The following is an 18,689-nucleotide window of genomic DNA, read 5'->3' as shown; positions in this document are numbered from 1 at the left end:
TTATTTCCTTTCTCCAAAAATCGTTTTATAGGGGTTAGCGTCAAATTTATCTATCAAAGCAGAGCCTTTTTCCACAAAATTATCAATGTTTCTTAAACTCAACTGTGCTTGCATGATTAAGGGAGTGAACATCGCTTTAAAGTCGTATTGCCCCTGTTTTAGGCGCTTATCCACATCTAAAGCCACATTATTGACATTAGAAACAAGATTGTTAGCGTTGCCAATCAAGGCATCAAATTGAGTCTTTCTTGAATCCAAGTTAGCGATGAGATCATCTACTGAAGCAAGAATGTGCTTGAACTTTTCCACATTTTCATCGTCTAAAATCTTATTCATGTTTTTAATCGCTTTCATCACTTCTTGCATCGCTTGGTTAGCATCCACGCTCAAGCGATCCATAAGCCCTTCTTTAAAGATCAAAATCCGCTCCCCTTTATCGCCACTGCCATAAAATTCTTCATTGTGGCTTTGCTCTAAGGCTAAAAATTTTAACCCCATAAGCCCTCTAGAAGAAACCGCCACTTTGGAGTCTTTACGGATCTTGACGCTGGATTTAATCATCAAATCCAAACGGACCACCCCCACTTTATCCTTTACAAAACCCACCTTGATGACATTACCCACTTGAATCCCTTTGTAATTAACGGGCGAGTTGGTCGCAATGCCTCCCAAGTCTTTGTCCGTATAGACCACATATTCATAATATTTTCCGTCATCTAAGCCCAAATGGCCTAGCCATAAAATAAAGCCTACCATGCACACTAAGCATAAAAAGAAGAGCCCGCCGATTAAAGTGTAATTCACATGCCTTTCCAAAATTTCTCTCCTCGTCTTGAATTGAATAAATTGCCTTCATCTAGCCCTTGAGTTTGAGCTTTTTTAATAAAATCTTTTAAATCCCCATTAAACTCCAATAGCCCGTCTTTGAGCATGATGAATCGATCCACGCAATCATGCACGGAATCTAAATCATGCGTAATCATCACCACCGTAAGCTGTAAGCTCTCTTTGAGCGTCATAATCAGTTCATCAAATTTGCCCGCGCTATAAGGATCTAGCCCGCTTGTTGGCTCGTCTAAAAATAAGATCTCTGGATTAGTCGCCATAGCCCTAGCTATACCCACGCGCTTTTTCATCCCCCCACTCAATTCATAGGGGTAAAGGTGGTAAGCCCTAGGGGGCAAACCCACTTTTTCAATCCACATTTTAGAAATTTCTTCAACAATTTTTTTAGAATAAGCGCCGTATTGCTCTAGCATGACACCCACATTTTCTAAAACCGTTAAAGAGCTATACAACGCCCCAAACTGGAAGCAAATGCCGCAGCGGTTAAAAATCTTTTGCTGCTCTCTTTCTTTGAGTTTCCATATATCTTCCCCAAAAAGCAACACTTCCCCCTTTGTAGGGCGATTGAGCAAGATCATGCACCTTAAAAGTGTGCTTTTACCGCTCCCTGAACCCCCTAAAATCGCCATCACTTCGCCCTTATGCACGCTAAAACTCACGCCCCTATGGATAATGGTGTTCCCAAAAGCGCTATGGAGATCCTTCACTTCAATTAAGACTTGATGGTTAATAGCGTTCATTATATGTTCAACTTAGAAAAGATGATAGAAAAAACAGCGTCTAAGAAAATGATCCAAAACAACGCGTTCACGACGCTAATAGTGGTCAAGCGCCCAATGCTCTCAGTATCCCCCTTGACTTCAAACCCGCGCATGCACCCTACCATCGCAATTGCAAACCCCCAAAAAGGGGCTTTGACAATCCCTACCAAAAAATGATTCCAACCCACTGTGTCATGCAGTCTGTCTATATAGCTTGGAAAGCCCAAATCCAATTGGTATTTAATCGCAAACATGCCCCCAAGAATGGCGAACGCATCAGCGATAAACACCAATAAAGGCAAAACAATCACTAAAGCTAACACCCTAGGCAACACTAAAAATTCAAAAGGGTTAAAGCCCATGGTTTTCATCGCATCTAATTCTTCAGTGATCTTCATCACCCCAATTTGCGCGGTAAAACTGCTCGCGCTCCTCCCAGCAACCACAAGGGTTAAAATAAAAGGGCCGATCTCTCTTAAAGCGAGTTTAGCCGTCATTTCAACCGACATTAAAGGCGCGCCCATGTCTTGTAATTGTAAAGCCCCTTGTAAAGCAACGGCAAACCCCACGATAAACACCGTTAAAATACTTATGGGCAAAACCTTAAACCCGGATTCATTGATATGATAGAGCAAAGGAGTGATGCAAAAGCGTTTGGGGTTGAAAACGCTTTTAATGAAGTAAAATAAAATCATGCCGCAAAAATTGAACGCGTTTAAAAAGGTGTTGTAAGTCTCTACGATACTCTTACCCAATTTAGTGATCATAAGCTCGTATTTTTTGCCCGCTTTTTTAGACTCTAAATCCTCTTCTTTTTCAAGCCAGTCTTTAACCACTTTCAAAGCGCATGCGTTATTCTCGCTCACGTTGCACAATTCAATGTTTAAAGAACGCTCCTTAACTAAATCAAATAAAAACATGCCAAAAACAAAATCCACTTTTTGGCACCCTGAAAAATCCATTTTTAAAGACCCTTGATGATCTAATAAATTTTTTTTCAACTCATCTAAACGAAACACGCTCGTTTTAAAATCCCAATCACCTCTTAAAATCAGCACAGAGTTCGCCCCATCTTTACGCATCTCCAAAAATTTTTGTTTCTCTGTCTTCATTAAAATATATTCTCTCTTAGATTAGGTAAAATCTATTAACAAAATTTTGTTTGTTAAAACGACTATTTTAACACAATGATAAAACAAAAGGTTAAACAATATTCTGTTTAATAAAGGATTAATTATTTTTAAAATGTTTAAAAAAATCATTTTTTTTTGTGTTTTCTTAATGGGGGGTTTTGCTGTCTTTCCCCTTGATGCAATGCCTATTTTGCATAATAAAACCCCTAAAAAAAATTACCAAGAAGCCCATGAAGAACTCTATAGAAGCATCATTAACCGCCAAAAGCTCACTCGTAAAAAAAGCGGGTGGTATTTTTTAGGAGGGTTTGGCGCTGTAGAGGCCATTAAGGACTATCAAGGCCAGGAAATGAAAGATTGGATTGCGACGCTCAATTTAAAAACCGGCGTGCAAAGTTTTTTTAAAAAATATATCGGGATTAGGGGGGTTTTTGCATGGGATCTTGGGTCAGGAAAAGTGAATTACCAAAGCCATAAAGATCCTACCAACTCTTTTTTTACCATGCTTGCGGTGGGTTTGGATGTGATTATGGAGTTTCCTTTAGGGAGTTATAAGCATTATTTGGGGGCGTTTGGGGGAGCTAGGGGGGCTTTAGTCGTTTATACAGACAAGCAAAATTTCAAGTTTTTTAAACATTCTGTGGTTTCAGGGGGATTAGCGATTAATGGGGGGGTCATGCTCACGCTTTTTTTAAGACACCGCATTGAATTAGGGTTTAAAATCTTACCCACCGCCAGATTGCTTTCTAGCTCCAAACGCTTTGAGACTTCGCCCTTATTTTATGCGGCATACAGCTATAAATTTTAACCTTTTAGCAAACTTCAAAAATCCAATCTTTGGGGGCTTCTTGTTCGCCCTGCTGGATGGATAAAAGCAAATCATAGAGTTGTTTAGTAATATGGCCCGGCGCTTCAAAAAAATAAGACTTGTTATTGTGTGCGATTTCTTTAATGGGCGTAATGATCGCAGCTGTCCCGCACGCTCCAGCTTCTTTAAACGCATCTAATTTATCAATCAAAATTTCTTTTTCTTCCACTTTCAAATTTAAATATTCTTTAGCCAAAACCATCAAGCTTTTTCTGGTAATGCTTGGTAAAATGCTTGGCGAATGCGGAGTAATAAAGGCGTTATCATGCGTGATGCCAAAAAAATTCGCCGCCCCCACTTCTTCAATCTTAGTGTGCGTGGTAGGATCTAAATAAATGCAATCATCATAGCCTTGCTCTGTGGCCATTTTGTGGGCTAACAGGCTTGCAGCATAATTCCCCCCCACTTTCACCCCACCGGTGCCTTTAGGCGCGGCCCTATCAAACGCCGTAGTGATAAACCTAGCCCCTCCTTTTTCTATACCCCCCTTAAAATACGCCCCCACCGGTGCGCAAAACACGATAAAAAGGTATTCATTGGCCGGCTTTACCCCCAAATTATCCCCTACGCCTATGACAAAAGGGCGCAAATACAAACTCGCCCCGCTTTTATAAGGAGCGAGCCATTTTTGATTCGCTTTCACTACTTCAGCGCATGCCCTTAAGAACAATTCTTCGCTCACTTTAGGCATGAGCAGTCTTTCGCATGAAGTTTGCAAGCGTTTGGCGTTTTCTAAAGGGCGAAAAAGTAGAGCCTTCCCGTTTTGAGAGCGGTAAGCCTTCAAGCCTTCAAAACAAGCCTGCCCGTAGTGCAAGACCGGCGAGCCTTCGCTGATTTGCAACACGTTTTCGCTCACCAATCCGCCTTGCGACCAAGAGCCGTTTTTATAAGTAGCGATGAAGCGAAAATCCGTTTTAATGTAGCTAAAGCCTAAATTTTTCCAGTCTAAATTTTCTAAATTTGCCATTTTCACACCTTTAAATGGATAGTTTCAGGCGTGATTGTATCTAAAAAGGGGTTAAAAATCCCTCAAGTAACTGATTTGAAACGCATAAACTCTACGCACATCAGCCTGTAAGGTGTATCCCTTTTCGTTGGTAAGAGAGAAAAGCTGGTGCGTGATCGTAGGCACTTTAATCCCTAATTCTAGGCTATTGTGTTTAGCGATATGGGTGCGGATCCCAAATTTCCATAAAAACTGGAAATTGGCCGGGCTGTAACTGGAATTGCTGTGGTGTTTTGCATAATGAGCAATCTCTTTACTGATGCTCGTTGCCCAACTATCCCCCGCTAATTGGATTCCTACCACAAAACCAAAAACCATGTTTTCTTTATTCACAAAATTCCACAGCGTATCCAACCCCACGCCATAAGTGAATAAATTGACATAATATTGCCCTTGATAGGAATCCCTTTCCGTTAAAGTCGTCCCTCCAAAACTAAAGCTGTTGTAAATAAACCCGCTCTCGCCCACCGGAATGCCCTTTTTCATCACGCCAAAGCGGTTGTGCGCGTAGTCAAAAAACCCATAATAACGCATGCCAAACCATTTTTTCTTACCAAAAAATTGCTTATAGCCCACTTCAAAACCGGCTCCTGCATAAGGCGGGAACTTTATCAAAGGCTTTTGCAAGCCGTTGTCATTCACCATTTTAGTCTGATTTTGTATCATGCTCACCTGGTAATTGACTCCCACAAAAGCCGCGCTCTCTTCAGCGCTCGCTCCAACACCCAAAGCCCCTAAGAATATAATTCTTTTCAACATTCAGTCTTTTCCCTTTATTTTTGATAATCACTTTATATTATATTAGCTTAAAATGGCTAAGTATTACTTATAAAGAAATAATAATATATTTTTTCTTAAACTCAATTAAAAAACTACCCTTTTAATTCATTCCAACGCTTAGCCATAAACGCGCTCGTTTCTAGTGGCACCCTCAAAGGATAAACTTCATCATTGAGGATGCGTTGGATTTCTTGCTGCAACTCTAGGGCGTTTTTTTCTTCAATCTCAAAAATCAATTCGTCATGCACTTGCAAAAGCAGCCTAACTGAAGGGTTATTTTTGAAACGCTCGCTCACTTTGAGCATGCCCAATTTCAATAAATCACTCGCGCTCCCTTGAAAAATCGCATTCACGCCCTCTCGCAAGTAATTGCCCTTGATGTAATCATTTGCACCGGTAAAATCAAACACCCGATAACGCCCAAGCAAAGTAAAAGCTTTAGAAGTTTTTAAAATCTCTTCTTTCATGCGGTTTAAATAATCTTTGATGCTAGGGAATCGTTTGAAATACGCTTCTATGTAGCTTTTAGCCTCATTTAAAGGGATGTTTAAAGTTTCGCTCAATTTCTTACTCCCCATGCCATACACCAGCCCAAAATTAATGCTTTTAGCGATGGATCGTTTTTCTTTGGCCAAATCTCCACCAAACAACGCCTTAGAAGTTTCTAAATGGATGTCTCGCCCCTTTAAAAACGCCTCCATTAAATCCTTATCCTGGCTGAAATGGGCTAATAAGCGCAATTCAATCTGCGAATAATCCACCCCTAGCAAACAATATTCTTTAGAGCTGGCGATAAAGCCTTTACGAATGAGTAAGCCTTTAGGCGATCGCACCGGGATATTTTGCAAATTAGGCGAATGCGAGCTTAAACGCCCGGTAGCTGTGCCGGTTTGGATGAAAGTGGTATGGATTTTATCGTCTTTGTCTTTTAGGCGCAATAAGGGGGTGGTGTAAGTGTTAAAAAGCTTATTTAGTTCTCTGTATTCTAAAATTAAAGCGATGCTTGGGTGCTTGTCTAGGATTTTTAACAAGCTTTTTTCATCAGTAGAATGGCTTTTATTTTTAGGAAGCCCTAATTTTTCATACAAAATCTCGCCAAGTTGCTTGGGCGAATTGAGGTTAAAATCCACGCCAATTAAATCCAAAATTTGGCGCTCTAAAACATGCAATTCGTTCTTAAACTCCTGCTCTAATCGCTTGAAATAAGGCGCATCAATCTTAAAGCCTTGAAATTCCATGCCCATTAAAACTTTCACAAACGGCGTTTCAATGTCTCTAGCTAAAGTGAGCAAGCCCTCTTCTAGCCCCCCTTTTTCAAAATACTCGCACAAACGCTTTAAAGCGCTTAATTCCATGCTTAAAAGTTCTAATTTTTCCGCTTTTGTCTTAAAATCTTTGATTTTTTCATGCGGGATTAATTCTTCTTTTAAATATTCCTTTAAAACTTCATCAAACCCCACTTTTTCCGGATTCTTTAAAAACGCTAAAATTTGAGTGTCTTGGATGCGGATGTTTTCTAAAGACACCTGGTATTTGGCTTTTAAAAAGCTCAATAAAGGTTTTAAATCATGCCCAATGATTTGCGCATGCTGTAAGATTTGAGAAAAAGCGTTTTGCAAAAACTCTACAGAAAAGGGCGAAAATAACGCCTCTTCTAAAGGCAAAAAATAGCCTTGATCTTGTAATAAAAACGCTAGAGCCAGAACTTTTTTTTCTTTATCCAGCACCAAGCGTGCAAAAACCCTAGCGTTAGGATTTTTTAATTTTTCTAAAAACATGCTCAAAGGCGCAGCGCTTTCTAAAACGATCATGTGCGATTTTTTAGGGGTGTTGTCTAATATAGGCACGCTATCTAATATAGGGGCGTTTTCTACAATTAAGGGCGTAGGGGAATTTTCTAAATCCCTTAAAGTGGAAATAAAACCATATTCTTTCAGTTCGTCTTTAATTTTCAATAAGGGGTTTTCGCTAGGAAAAGCGCAACTTAAAAAATCAAATTCTTTAATGCATCCTCTTTCTAAAGTGGCCAATTCTTTGCTTAAAAACGCGCTTCCTTTGTCGTGTATAAGGGCTTGATACATTTTAGGGCTGAGTAAATTTTTCGCCAAGTCTAAATTTTCATAGATTTTTTCCAAACTCCCTAATTGTTGTAACAATTCCTTAGCGTTCTTGCTCCCAATGCCTTTAATCCCCTTGTAATTATCGCTGCTATCCCCTACAATGCCTTGATAATCTGTGAATTGACTCGGCAAAATCCCGTATTTTTCCACGCAATCCTTCGCTAAAAACTCCGTTTTGCCATCAAAAAGCGCGATCTTATCGCTCAAAAGCTGGTTAAAATCCTTATCTTTAGAATAAATGCGCGTTTTATAAGGGCTTAGCGTGGCTAGAGTAGCGATCACATCATCGGCTTCAAACCCGCTTATTTCCACGCAAACAAAACCCATTTTTTGCAACCATTCTAAGGCGATAGGGATTTGTAAAAGCATCTCTTTGGGGGCGTCTTTGCGATTTTGTTTGTATTCGCCCAATTTTTCAGCCCTTTTAGTTTTAGTCTGGCTTTCTAGAGCGAACACGATAAAAGGCATGTTTTTTCTATCTTTATAAAATTTTTTAACCATGCCCACAAGCCCCGTTAAAAGCCCTGTAGGAAAGCCCTTGTCATTCGTTAAAGGCTTATTTTTAGCGCTCATGTAATAGCTTCTAAACAAATACGCAAAAGTATCAATTAACGCTAAAGTCCCCTCTTTAAGCTCTTCCATGCATCAACCCTCTTCAATCAAGCAAATTTTAAGTTTATTGTAACACAAGCTTGACCTCATCTCTTTCAAAATAACGAGTCTTTTTGGGTTGGTGCTTCTTGTCTGATGGCTTCTTTTGTAGCTTGTATTTTAGCGCTGCTGTATTGAACCACGCCCTGAATGGTTTGTTTCATTAGAGCGTTTATAAAGGTGCGCATGAAATGAAAATCAATTTCGCCATGTTGGTTGGTGGGGAGTGAAATATTTTGATTTTCTATTATGCTAACACTAAAACTCGCACTCCCCCATGAAAAATTTCTAAAAGCCTTTGTTAAACTTGTGATAAAAAATAAAGCATTTATCTTATTAAAATTAGGATTTTTGCATCGTAGAATTTTGATTTTATCCCCTGTGAAATAAGGCTTTTCTTGATAAAACATTGTAGCGGTGTCTTGCCCAAAAGATATAGTGTTTCCCGCATTTAAAAAATTTGTATTTTCTTTTAAATAACCCCTTATGCCATTATTTAGGCTTGTGCGCACAACATAAGGGTAAGTATCTTTAGTTTTGCTAGCGTAAATATTAACCTTATTAGCATCAAAGCGTTTTTTATATGGCAACACTTCAAACAAATCCCCTAATTTGAAGCTTTGCCATGTTAAGCCGCATGGGGTATTACCCCCCCCAGAATTATTGAAAAGGTTAAGGGCGTTTTCTTCATCACTAGAAAGGGTGGTGTTTGATAGCCCTGTAGCTTTTAAATAAGCCTCAAGTTCGGCGAGCCGACACTGCTCAAGTTCGGCTATGAATTTTTCCATGAAATTGAAATCTACATCATCAAGGGTTTGAGTGTTAGCGGTGGGTTTTAGGGGTAGAGAAAATTTAAATTCCGCAATGCTTTCTGTTGTAGAGCCTAGCCCCCAAGTTAAGGGTTTTAAAATAAATTGCAAAATCGTGCTTATAAAATGTAAAATTTTAGGGCTTTTGAAAGCAAATTTTGGTTTTAAAATTTTAACCTTATTGCCTGTAAAATAAGGTTGTTTTTGATAGAACACGGTGAAAGTGTCTTGCGCGAACGAAAGGGTATTTTTTTCATTAGTATAATGTGGGTCATCTACAATAAAGCCTTTTATACCATTGTTGGTTGCAGCGCGCACGACATAAGGGTAGCTGTTTTTTATTTGCGTGTCATGGATTTTTATCGTGTTGGCATGATAAATTTTCTTACTTGACAACACTTCAAACAAATCCCCTAATTTGAACTCGCCCCACTTAATAGCGTTGAGCTGGCTACTAAGGGGGCCAATCACTTTGGGGGCGTTTGGTTTTTTAAAATCAAGCCCACTTCATAAGAAAGGTAATCGGCTATCGTTCTTTTAAAATCCTCTAATTCGGGTTTAGTCTCATTCTTTTGGTGCGCTTCAAAATTAAAGTCTTTAGCATGCTTGTTTTCATGTGGCTTAGCGATAAAATCTTCAATATAGATGGTTTTTAAATCGCCCCACAGCTCTTTAGAAACCTTAGCGTTTAAGCCGGCTTTGTAAATTTTAATGATTTCTTCGTAGCGTTTGGTGGGGTTAGAGGTTTCATTCAAGCCTCTTTTGGTGCGTTTGAAACCGTCGTTTCTAAAGTCTATGAATTTAACGGGCTTTTCATAATCGTGTGGCTCATGAGCTTTAAAAATATAAACGCTGGTTTGCACCCCGGCTTGAGGCATGAATAAATCGGTGGGCATTTTAACGCTCGCTAAAAGCGAATGTTTTTTTAAAATTTCAACATTGGATTTTAAAGCTTGCCCGCTCCCTGCACTATCTTGGATAATGATCGCGCCTAAAGCGCCCTTTTGCATATACTCTAACCCGAACTTGATAAAAGGCATGCCGTTTTCTTTGTAGCTAAAAGGAGGGTTTAATAAAAGGATATTGGGTTTAAAATCTTCATAAATCTTTTTATTGGTTTCAAAAGTGTTGCCCTTGATGATCAAGCTTGAGCCATCGCCTCTTAAAATCATGTTAGTGGTGGCTAGCGAAAACATTTCAGCGTTAAGCTCCACGCCTAAAAGTTGCGTGGTTTTTGCGTCTTTTATTTTTTCGTTCGCTTTAGTGGTGTTTTTACCATAGGTTTTTTCAATGTCTTCAATCATTAGCACCATAGAAGAAATTAAAAATCCCGCGCTCCCTGTGGCTAAATCCATCACAAAAGATTTCGCATTAACCCCTAAAAGTTCGCTCATCATTTTAGTTACATAAGGCGGGGTTAAAACAATGCCCAATTCCTTACCATCCCCTAAAGCGTATTTTAAAAATTCGCTAATTTGGTTAAACACTAAAACACCATCACGGCTAGTATCAGTCAATTCGCCTTTTAAATCGCTTGGTTTTAAGCCCTCTTTTTTGCCTTTAATTTCTTGCATGGATAAAAGCATGCCACTCACATATAGCACGCGCTGAGGCGCGGTGATGTTGTGGTTATGCATAAGGCGGTTGAGTTTTTTAGCGGTTTCGTTTAGATCGGCTTTGGTTTTGATTAAGATAAAATGTTTTTCTTCTTCAGTGAGCGTGCATTCTTTATAAAAAGCGTTAAACGATTCTTGATTTTCTAAAAAATGCAGGTTTTTAGCGTTAGTGAGTTTGTGCGAATTGATTCCGCTTGCAAAAACATAATACACTTCTATCAAAAGGTTTTCTTCGTCATCACCGGCTATGCCTATGGCGATACATTCTTTATACTTTTCTTTGTTTTTTAGGATATTTTGAGCGTAGTGTAAAGCCCCATTCACGGCGTATTTTGAAATGGAATGGTCATCGTTTTGCAGCGCGCTGTTTTTGAGCTTTTTTAAATTTTTAGCGTAAAGTTTGTTTTCTATGATTATAGGGATAACGCTCTCTTTATTTTTAGGGTGCGTGTATTTTTCTAAACTAAAATCTGGCTCGCCATAAGAAGTTTTATCTTTAGTTTTACTCGCATTCAAAAGGGCGTTTTTAAGGCTAGGACTCATTTGGCTTTTAACATTAAAATCCTTATTTTTCATAAGCCCTAATTTTGTCAATTCTTTTTTAACATAGTCATCAACATCATCTTCTAACCGAAAAGCTTGCATGGTTTTATCCTTTTAAAAATTAAAATTATAACTCATTCATCCGCGCTGCAAAGCGCGATTGCAAAGTGCACTTTGATGTTTAGGTTTTTAAGGTATTTTAAGGCTTCTTTTAGGGTGGTGCCGGTGGTGATAATATCATCTAATAAAAAATAATCTAAATTTTTGTCGCCTTTGAAGGTGAAATCCCGTGGGTTATTGGCGCGAAATTCTAAGCTTTTTCCGGCATACGAAATAGTATTATTAGCCCTTAAACGCCCGTAAGTGGGCTTTAAATTGCCTTGACAAAAGCCTTTTAAAAGCGCGGCTGAATGCGAGTAAAAGGATTTGATTTTATCATCAATGGCGATGCCATAAAGGGGGGCGCTCAAGCCTTTTTCTTTTAGGATTTTCACAAATTCCGCGCCGGCTTTTTGAGAAAGCAAGGGCAAAATGCGAGAGCCAATCAGCGCGTATTTGCTTTTAATGAGCTCTTCTATTTCGCTATAAGCGTAAAAACTATACACGCTCACGCCCTCTAAAACCCTTACTTTTAAATTTAAGGGCAAATCGTTCAAGCAATTTGAACAAAGGGGCTTAAAAGAAAGCTTCAAACAAGTTAAACAACGCATTCAATAAAGGCTGCAATCTGGCGGTGCAGATCCCCAACGCTTTTTTGAGCGTCTAATTCCAAAACTTCGCACCCGAATTTTTCTTTTAGCGCATAAGCATGGGTTTTGATCTTTTGCTGGATTGTGAGTAATTTTTCTGCACCTTGGTTTTCTATTTTGTCTAAACTTTTAAGGCTTAAGCGCTGTTTTAAACCCTCTTTATCTATGAGTAAAAGAATGATTTTTTCAGGCAAGACGCTTTGAGTGGCAAGCAGGTTTAATTCCAAGCTTGAAAACTCGCTATAAGCCATGCCAGAGATCAAACTCCTATCACTAATGATGAGCTTTTTTTCTTTCAATGCCGGTTTGATCACACTTTCTACATGCTCAGCCCTATCGCTTAAAAATAAAAACGCTCTAGCCAATTCGCTGATGTTTTCATTTAAAGCGATACGCCTTAAACTTTCGCCTATTTTTGTCCCCCCTGGCTCTTTGGTAAAAAGGGCGTTTTTAAACCGGTCTTTTAATAATTCTACTTGAGTGCTTTTGCCCACGCCATCAACGCCTTCTAACACCACATACATTTTAAGCCTTTGAAATCAAAGGATAAATTTCTTTAGGCACTAAATGGCTCGCATCGCCCTTATGCGCGATAATGGATCGCACGATAGAAGAGCTTATGAAAGCGTTTTGTAAAGTGGGCATGAAATACAAGGTCTCTAATTCGTGGTTTAAGGATTTGTTCGCATAGCCCATTTGCAATTCGTATTCAAAATCGCTCACCACCCTTAAGCCCCTAACTAACACCTTACAATGGTATTCTTTAGCCAAATTAGCTAACAGCCCTTCAAACGCAACGCATTCTACATTTTTAAAACTTTTGGTGGCGAGTTGCATCATTTTTAAGCGCTCTTTTAAACTGAACATGGGGTTTTTAGCGCTTGAATGCGCCACAGCGACAATGAGCTTTTCAAACAATTCGCTAGAGCGGTGGATGATGTCTATATGCCCGTTAGTGACCGGATCAAAAGTGCCCGGGTAAATGCCGATTTTTTGCATCAGTTCATTCCCCATCGTGGGTATAAGTCATTTTCTATCCCTAAGCTGTCAAACCACTTCCCCACTAAAAAATCTTGCATCGCTTCTAAAGTCTTGCTCTGGGTGTAATAAGTCATCATCGGCGGCGCAATGATTGCATTAGAATGGGCGAGTTTGAGCAAATTTTCCAACATGATAGCGCTTAAAGGCATTTCTCTAGGGGCAATGAGTAAGGGACGCTTTTCTTTAAGCATCACAGACGCACTCCTAGAAATCAAATCCCCCCCAAAGCCATGCGCGATTTTAGCCACCATGTCCATGCTCGCTGGAATGATCGCCATTTTATGGATACCATAACTCCCTGAGGCAATGCTCGCATGGATGTCTTGCTCGTTGAAAAAAGTCGCGCCAGGCCGTAAATCTTTCATGGCGTTTTTAAGGTTGATATTCGATTCTTCTAACGCCACGACATGCGCGTTTTTAGACGCCACGACAAAAACTTCAATTTCTTTAGGTAATTTTTCTAAAAACCGCAAGGCTAGGGGTATCCCGCTCGCCCCGCTGATGCCTAAAACCAATTTCATGAATATCCTTTATAAGATTTGCGCTTTAGAGCTGCTCAACACTTTCGCTTTGAGTATTTTATTGCTTTCTAAATTTTTCGCTTGAATGATTTGATTAAGCGCGCCATTTTCTAGGGCTTTTAGGCTTATTTCTATGCTGATTTGCCCCTCTTCATACACCCCAGTGATGATGTCGTTTTTACGCACGATGATTAAAGCTTGGGTTTTATCCATGCTTAAAAGCGTGTCAGGGGGGATAAAATGTTTCGCGCTCACTTTACCAATTGCACCCTCTAACAAGGGGTTAGAAAGCGCGCCAAACAAAACGCGTTCTTTTTTGGTGTTGTTAGCGGTGATGTTCTCGTCTTTTTTAATCGCCTCTATGCTTTTAAAAGCCTGCATGCTGCCTATCACGCTATAACGCACCGGTAGGCGTAAATTAGGCTCATTTTCCAACCTTAAAAACACGACCCCGTCTTTTTTAAGCTTATTGGAAGCGTTTAATTCATAGCTTAAAATGGAAGTGTTAGAAAAGCGCTCTGGGATTTCTAAGTTAATGGTTTCAATTTCTAATTTTAAGTCTTGGTATTCTTTGAGGTAAATTTCTTTAATTTCTGCTTTAAGCATGTTGGTATCCATAGCTAGTAGCGTGCGTAAAACCATGAAAAAAAGGATTAAAATTTTCAAAACCCGTTATCCACTTTTTCTACAAATTTTTCTGAGATTTTATCATAGATATTCCCTCCGCAATTGATTTTCAAGCACAAACCGCTCAAGCCCTTTTCCACGCCTAAAACCCTACCGGTGCCAAAAATCTTATGCTTGATCAAATCCCCCACTTTAATGGGCGTATTTTTTTGGTGATTTTGTTTAGGAGGCTTGTCTTGTTGGAGCAGCTTGGCTTCTTCTAAAAACACAGAGGGCGAGCAAGAAATTTTCCTCCCAAAATACGAACGCTCTTTGACATAAGAAAGTTGTAATTCTTCTTTAGCCCTAGTGATCGCTACGTAAGCCAAGCGCCTTTCTTCTTCTAAATCGCTTTCTTGATTGAACCCCCTATGCGGGAAAAACCCCTCTTCTAACCCGATCACAAACACATGCTTAAACTCTAATCCCTTACTCATATGCACGCTCATGCAACTCACTTTTTGCGCGTTTTCTGTATTATGGGCATCTAGAACGCTTTCATTCAAAAAATCCAGTAAAGAATGCGTGGGGTTAGTTTTAAAATGCTCTTTCAATAAGGTTAAAAGCTCTTTAACAAAGCCCTCCCTTTCTTCGTAATTGTCTTCTTTTTCATAGCTTTTTAAAAGGTTGGTTTCTTCTAAAAACTGAGCGCAAAACTCCTCTACTGAAATTTCAAAAGCCTCTCTCAAACGCCCTATCATAGCGGTGAATTTCTTTAAAGCGTATTCGTTTTTAGGGTTTAATTTGTCTTTAAACGCCCCAAGTTTTAGTGCTTCTTCTAAATTCAAATCCCCATCATCTAAAAGGGAAAAAATCCATTCTTGAGTGATCTTGCCAAGGCCTCTTGGGGGCTTGTTTAAAACGCGCTTAATAAAAAAGCGATCGTCTTTTTTAGCCACTAAATGCATGAACGCCAAAGCGTCTTTAACCTCGGCTCTTTCATAAAAACTCACCGCCCCAATAAGCCTATAGGGGATATTCAAAGCGTTCAAGCTCTCTTCAATGCTGCGGCTAAGCCCGTTTAAGCGGTACAAAATAGCGATATTTTCTAAATTTTCGCCCCTCTTTAAAAGGGCTTTGATTTGATAAGCCACATCCAGGCTCTCTTCTTTTTGCGTCAAATATTCTTTACAAACCACGCTTTTATGCGAGCCTTTGAAACTTTGAAGCGTTTTAATATGGCGGTGTTGGTTGTGGCTGATAAGGGAGTTAGCGCACGCTAAAATTTCAGCACTAGAGCGATAATTGGTCTCCAATTTCACTATTTTAGCCCCTTTAAAATGCTTGGAAAAATTTAAAATGTTAGAAATATCAGCCCCCCTAAACCCATAAATGCTCTGATCGTCATCGCCCACCACGCACAAATTATGGTGCGTGAAACTCAATTTTTTTAAAAATTCTAATTGCAGGGCGTTCGTGTCTTGATACTCATCTACCATAATGTAATGGTAGCGCTCGCTAGTTTCTTTGGCGATGGTTTCATTATCTTGTAAAATCTTAAGGCTTAAAAAAAGCAAATCGTCAAAATCCACTAAATTGTCTTTTTTGAGCGCGTTTTGATAAAGCTCATAGGCTTTATAGCATTCGCTATCTTGCATGCTCAAATCCATCATGCCGTTTTTGATTTGAGAAATACTGGCTCTAAAGCTTGAAATTTTGAGCTGTTTGCACAGCGCTTTTGTCTCATCGCTATCTAGCACCGAAAAATCGCACGCTCTTTTTAAAAGGCTCATGTGTTGCCTTAAAAACAGCAAACCAAAACGATGGAAAGTGCAAAGCAAAGGGGGGATAAACGCTTGATTGTTCAATAATTTCAAAGCCCTTTCTTGCATTTCTTTACTCGCTTTATTGGTGAAAGTGAGCGTTAAAGTGTTCTCGCTAGGCACACCACAAGCGCCAATCAAATACGCTAAACGGCTCGTTAAAGTCTTAGTCTTGCCGCTCCCAGCTCCCGCTAAAATGAGCAATGGCCCTTGAATGTGGCTTGCAGCGATTTTTTGCGCTCCGTTTAAATTGCCTAAAATGCTTTTTTCAAAACCCATTATTCTAAAAACTCGCCCTTTCTTCTTGGTTTAAACGCTCTTTTAAAAGGTTGGTATCAATTTCAAAATCAAAATAGGGCGAAGAAAAATCAGAGGTTTTAATGGCTAAAAAATGGTTTAGCGCTGATTTCAAGTCCCCTTTTCTTTGATACAACAACCCCAAAGCGTAACGGATATTTTCATTATTCGGATCGTCTAATTTCCCAAGCTCTAGCCATAAAGCGGCGTTATTGTAATTATTTTGCGCGATATAAGTCAAACCCGCTAGGATTTTTAAACGCACCTCACTGTCCTTAAGATCGCTAATTAAGTTTTGATACAACGCGCTCGCTTTTTCATACTGGCCTTGAAACAAACTCACTAGCGCTAAATTTTCTAACCAATCGTTAGGGGCTTCTTTCTCTTCTAAACTGGCGATTTTTTGCTCTAGTAATCTTTCTTGATGATCCAAATCATTGACCATAAATCCCATGTAAGTGTAGAAATGACGCCCTAAAATGGGCCCTTGCATGGTTTGATCCCAACTGATTTTACGCGAATCTAAAAGGGTGTAAATGCTTAAAGTGTGGCGGATACTCGCATCATAATACGAAACGATTTCATAAAAGATATTAGAGATGAGATCTTTAGGGAGCATTTTTTTTAAATTCCCAAAAGATTGCACCATCAATTTTTTATCCTTGCTCTCTTTAGCGAACACCGCTTCTAGCACGTAATAAAAGGGGAGTTTTTTAGGGGCGTTTTTAAGCCAGTCCATATCCCAATTGGTGCGGTAATTCAAATAAGCGATGAGCGAAGAGAGTAAGGCTTTTTGCGTGGGGCTAGAAAAATCCTGACTATAAAAATTCTCTGTGATTTCTCTTAAAAACTCCGTGGTGTCTTCATGGGTGAAATGCGAAGCTAAAATTGCAAAAATCGCGCTCAAATAATCCGCAGAATTCAAATGGAAAGCCCTTAAAAAATGGAAATAGGCTTTGTGGTAATTTTCTAATTGCGCATAAATCAAGCCCGTATTATAATGGAGGAGCGCGTTATTGGGGCTGTTTTTTAAAGACAAATCAAAAAAAGAAAGGGCTTTTTTTAAGCACTTGTTTTCTAACGCTTTCAACCCTTTGAGCGCGTTTTTATCCGCTATCGCCATCAAACGCCCCCTTTTAAAAGCAAGGCTTGCCCCCTCTAAATCCTTTTGTGCATCAGAGTCTAAAAGAAACAGCCCCTCTTCAATCACGCCTAAGGTTTCTTTAGAGTCTAAAACCTTAAAAGGAGCGTAATAAAAGAGCAAGCGGTAGATAAAATCCCTTTTACCTTCAAAATATTGCGTGTTCCAAAAACGCTCTTTGGCTCTTTCTTTGTCTAAAAAAACAGGGTTTATCGTGGGCTTGATGGGGTAAAAAGAGTTGGCTAGCACGCTATCTTCTTTTGTGTGGCTGGCTATTTTTAAGGCTTCGCTCGCTTTAAGGGTATCGCCTTTTTTCAAACTCACCAATTCCAAAGCCATCAAAGCGTTTAAATCTTTAGGGTAGTTGTGCAAATAATGCTGCAAATGCTCCAAAGCCTGCTTGTAATGGCCCAAACGCGCCTGCAAAAGCCCTAAAGCAAGCTCATCTTGGGCGTTTGCGCTTTTTTGTAATTGCTTGTAAGCGTTCGTTTCATCTTTAAACATCAAAAACAATTTAGACGCCAAGCGCGCGTTAGGCTTTAAAAAGGCGTTGGAATTAGGGTGCATTAAAGGCGAAAGGGCTTCAAAATACTCTCCAGCGTAATAGGATTTGAGCGCGTAAGCGTAGGAATAAAAAGACTTTTTATAGTCTTTATACAAAGTGTCTCTCACAATTTTTAGATAATGATAATACAAATCTTCATCTTGCAAATGATAAGCGCTCACTAACGCATCAATCGCGCTCACGCTCGCGTTTTCTTTAGAAGCGATGCTAGAATCAAACAAATCCAACGCCCCGTTAAAATCCTTTTCTTTAAACTTAATCACCCCTAAATTATGGCTCGCAATCCCTTGCGAAAAAGAAGCGGCTTTGTCAAACAGGTGTAAGGCTTCATCTTTTTGCCCTTGCTCATACAAAAGACTCGCTTTTTTCATGATCGCATCCACTTGATTTTCATCGTTTCGTTTGAGGGAGTCCTTGCCGATTAAATCGGGTAAGTCTAAATTCTCTATTTGCCCCTCGGCTTGTGTGTTGTTAGCGTTGTTGGTGTTATTAGGCGTTTCGTTATTGGTGGTGGCGGTATTAGTTTGTAAAGAAGTTTGTTTATTTTCTTTTTTATGCCCTAGTAACAAACTCAAAGCCACAATGAGCACGATGAATAAAAGCAATGCTCCAAGCGCGATATAAAGCTTTTTTTTATTGTGTAAAAGCTGTTTAAAAAACTCTTTAGAACTTTTGATTTTATTAATCGTCTGCTCTAAAGCCTGCTTCAAAGAGGGGATTTTAGAATGAATGCCTTTTAGGGGGGTTTCTTTTTCGTTTTTGTTTTCGCCCCCTTTTTCTTCTAATGAATTTTGCTCTTCATTCAGCACGAAC

General features: G+C 39.4%; 16 protein-coding genes. 1 reads left to right on the top strand and 15 read right to left on the bottom strand.

Annotation, left to right across the window (positions count from 1 at the left end):
- The 3 genes from KX581_RS03895 to KX581_RS03885 are packed head-to-tail and all read right to left on the bottom strand — an operon-like array spanning position 1 to position 2,719.
- A complete protein-coding gene (locus KX581_RS03895) occupies positions 1-816 on the bottom strand; it encodes an MlaD family protein (protein WP_231175644.1) in 816 nt (271 codons plus the stop codon).
- Complete coding sequence (locus tag KX581_RS03890; protein ID WP_231175643.1) at positions 801-1,586, bottom strand: ABC transporter ATP-binding protein; 786 nt, start codon at positions 1,584-1,586, stop codon at positions 801-803. Before KX581_RS03890 ends, KX581_RS03895 begins: the two co-directional genes overlap by 16 nt.
- Complete coding sequence (locus KX581_RS03885) at positions 1,586-2,719, bottom strand: ABC transporter permease (protein ID WP_231175642.1); 1,134 nt, start codon at positions 2,717-2,719, stop codon at positions 1,586-1,588. Before KX581_RS03885 ends, KX581_RS03890 begins: the two co-directional genes overlap by 1 nt.
- A 133-nt stretch (positions 2,720-2,852) precedes the next feature.
- Between KX581_RS03885 and KX581_RS03880 the strand changes: the two genes are divergently transcribed.
- Positions 2,853-3,548, top strand: coding sequence for an outer membrane protein (locus KX581_RS03880; RefSeq protein ID WP_231175641.1), 696 nt, complete (start codon positions 2,853-2,855; stop codon positions 3,546-3,548).
- A gap of 4 nt (positions 3,549-3,552) precedes the next feature.
- Here the strand turns inward: KX581_RS03880 and ilvE are convergent, their stop codons facing one another.
- The 12 genes from ilvE to KX581_RS03820 form a co-directional block, all read right to left on the bottom strand.
- On the bottom strand, positions 3,553-4,575 hold the full coding sequence (gene ilvE / locus KX581_RS03875) for a branched-chain-amino-acid transaminase (RefSeq protein ID WP_231175640.1): 1,023 nt from the start codon (positions 4,573-4,575) through the stop codon (positions 3,553-3,555).
- A 51-nt stretch (positions 4,576-4,626) separates the two neighbouring features.
- The gene (locus KX581_RS03870; RefSeq protein ID WP_231175639.1) at positions 4,627-5,373 is read right to left on the bottom strand and encodes an outer membrane protein; all 747 of its coding nucleotides are present in this window, start codon (positions 5,371-5,373) and stop codon (positions 4,627-4,629) included.
- Between the two features lie 113 nt (positions 5,374-5,486).
- Positions 5,487-8,156: a DNA polymerase I gene (gene polA / locus KX581_RS03865; RefSeq protein WP_231175638.1), complete on the bottom strand. Its 2,670-nt coding sequence runs from the start codon at positions 8,154-8,156 to the stop codon at positions 5,487-5,489.
- A 65-nt stretch (positions 8,157-8,221) separates the two neighbouring features.
- Entirely contained in the window at positions 8,222-9,445 is a 1,224-nt protein-coding gene (locus KX581_RS03860) for a restriction endonuclease subunit S (protein ID WP_231175637.1), read from the bottom strand.
- A complete protein-coding gene (locus KX581_RS03855) occupies positions 9,442-11,235 on the bottom strand; it encodes an HsdM family class I SAM-dependent methyltransferase (protein ID WP_231175636.1) in 1,794 nt (597 codons plus the stop codon). The genes KX581_RS03860 and KX581_RS03855 overlap by 4 nt, the downstream gene beginning before the upstream one ends.
- Positions 11,236-11,267: 32 nt before the next feature.
- Positions 11,268-11,843 carry a ComF family protein gene (locus KX581_RS03850; RefSeq protein ID WP_231175635.1) on the bottom strand — a complete coding sequence of 192 codons (576 nt, stop codon included), beginning with the start codon at positions 11,841-11,843 and terminating at the stop codon, positions 11,268-11,270.
- Positions 11,831-12,406 (bottom strand): dTMP kinase, encoded by a 576-nt coding sequence (tmk, locus tag KX581_RS03845; RefSeq protein WP_231175634.1) that lies wholly within the window; start codon positions 12,404-12,406, stop codon positions 11,831-11,833. The genes KX581_RS03850 and tmk overlap by 13 nt, the downstream gene beginning before the upstream one ends.
- A 1-nt stretch (position 12,407) precedes the next feature.
- Positions 12,408-12,881, bottom strand: a complete 474-nt coding sequence (coaD, locus tag KX581_RS03840; RefSeq protein ID WP_001169275.1) for a pantetheine-phosphate adenylyltransferase — start codon at positions 12,879-12,881, stop codon at positions 12,408-12,410.
- Entirely contained in the window at positions 12,881-13,444 is a 564-nt protein-coding gene (locus KX581_RS03835) for a UbiX family flavin prenyltransferase (RefSeq protein ID WP_000780095.1), read from the bottom strand. Before KX581_RS03835 ends, coaD begins: the two co-directional genes overlap by 1 nt.
- A 9-nt stretch (positions 13,445-13,453) precedes the next feature.
- On the bottom strand, positions 13,454-14,110 hold the full coding sequence (flgA, locus tag KX581_RS03830; protein ID WP_231175633.1) for a flagellar basal body P-ring formation chaperone FlgA: 657 nt from the start codon (positions 14,108-14,110) through the stop codon (positions 13,454-13,456).
- Positions 14,107-16,152, bottom strand: coding sequence for a DNA helicase UvrD (gene uvrD / locus KX581_RS03825; protein WP_180628953.1), 2,046 nt, complete (start codon positions 16,150-16,152; stop codon positions 14,107-14,109). The genes flgA and uvrD overlap by 4 nt, the downstream gene beginning before the upstream one ends.
- A gap of 4 nt (positions 16,153-16,156) precedes the next feature.
- Positions 16,157-18,685: a tetratricopeptide repeat protein gene (locus KX581_RS03820; protein ID WP_231175632.1), complete on the bottom strand. Its 2,529-nt coding sequence runs from the start codon at positions 18,683-18,685 to the stop codon at positions 16,157-16,159.
- Positions 18,686-18,689: the final 4 nt, after the last annotated feature.

It is taken from the genome of Helicobacter pylori (assembly GCF_021062735.1).
Taxonomy (GTDB): domain Bacteria; phylum Campylobacterota; class Campylobacteria; order Campylobacterales; family Helicobacteraceae; genus Helicobacter; species Helicobacter pylori_DN.
Note: the sequence above shows the minus strand (reverse complement) of the source record. Positions and strands in the feature narration are given on the sequence as shown.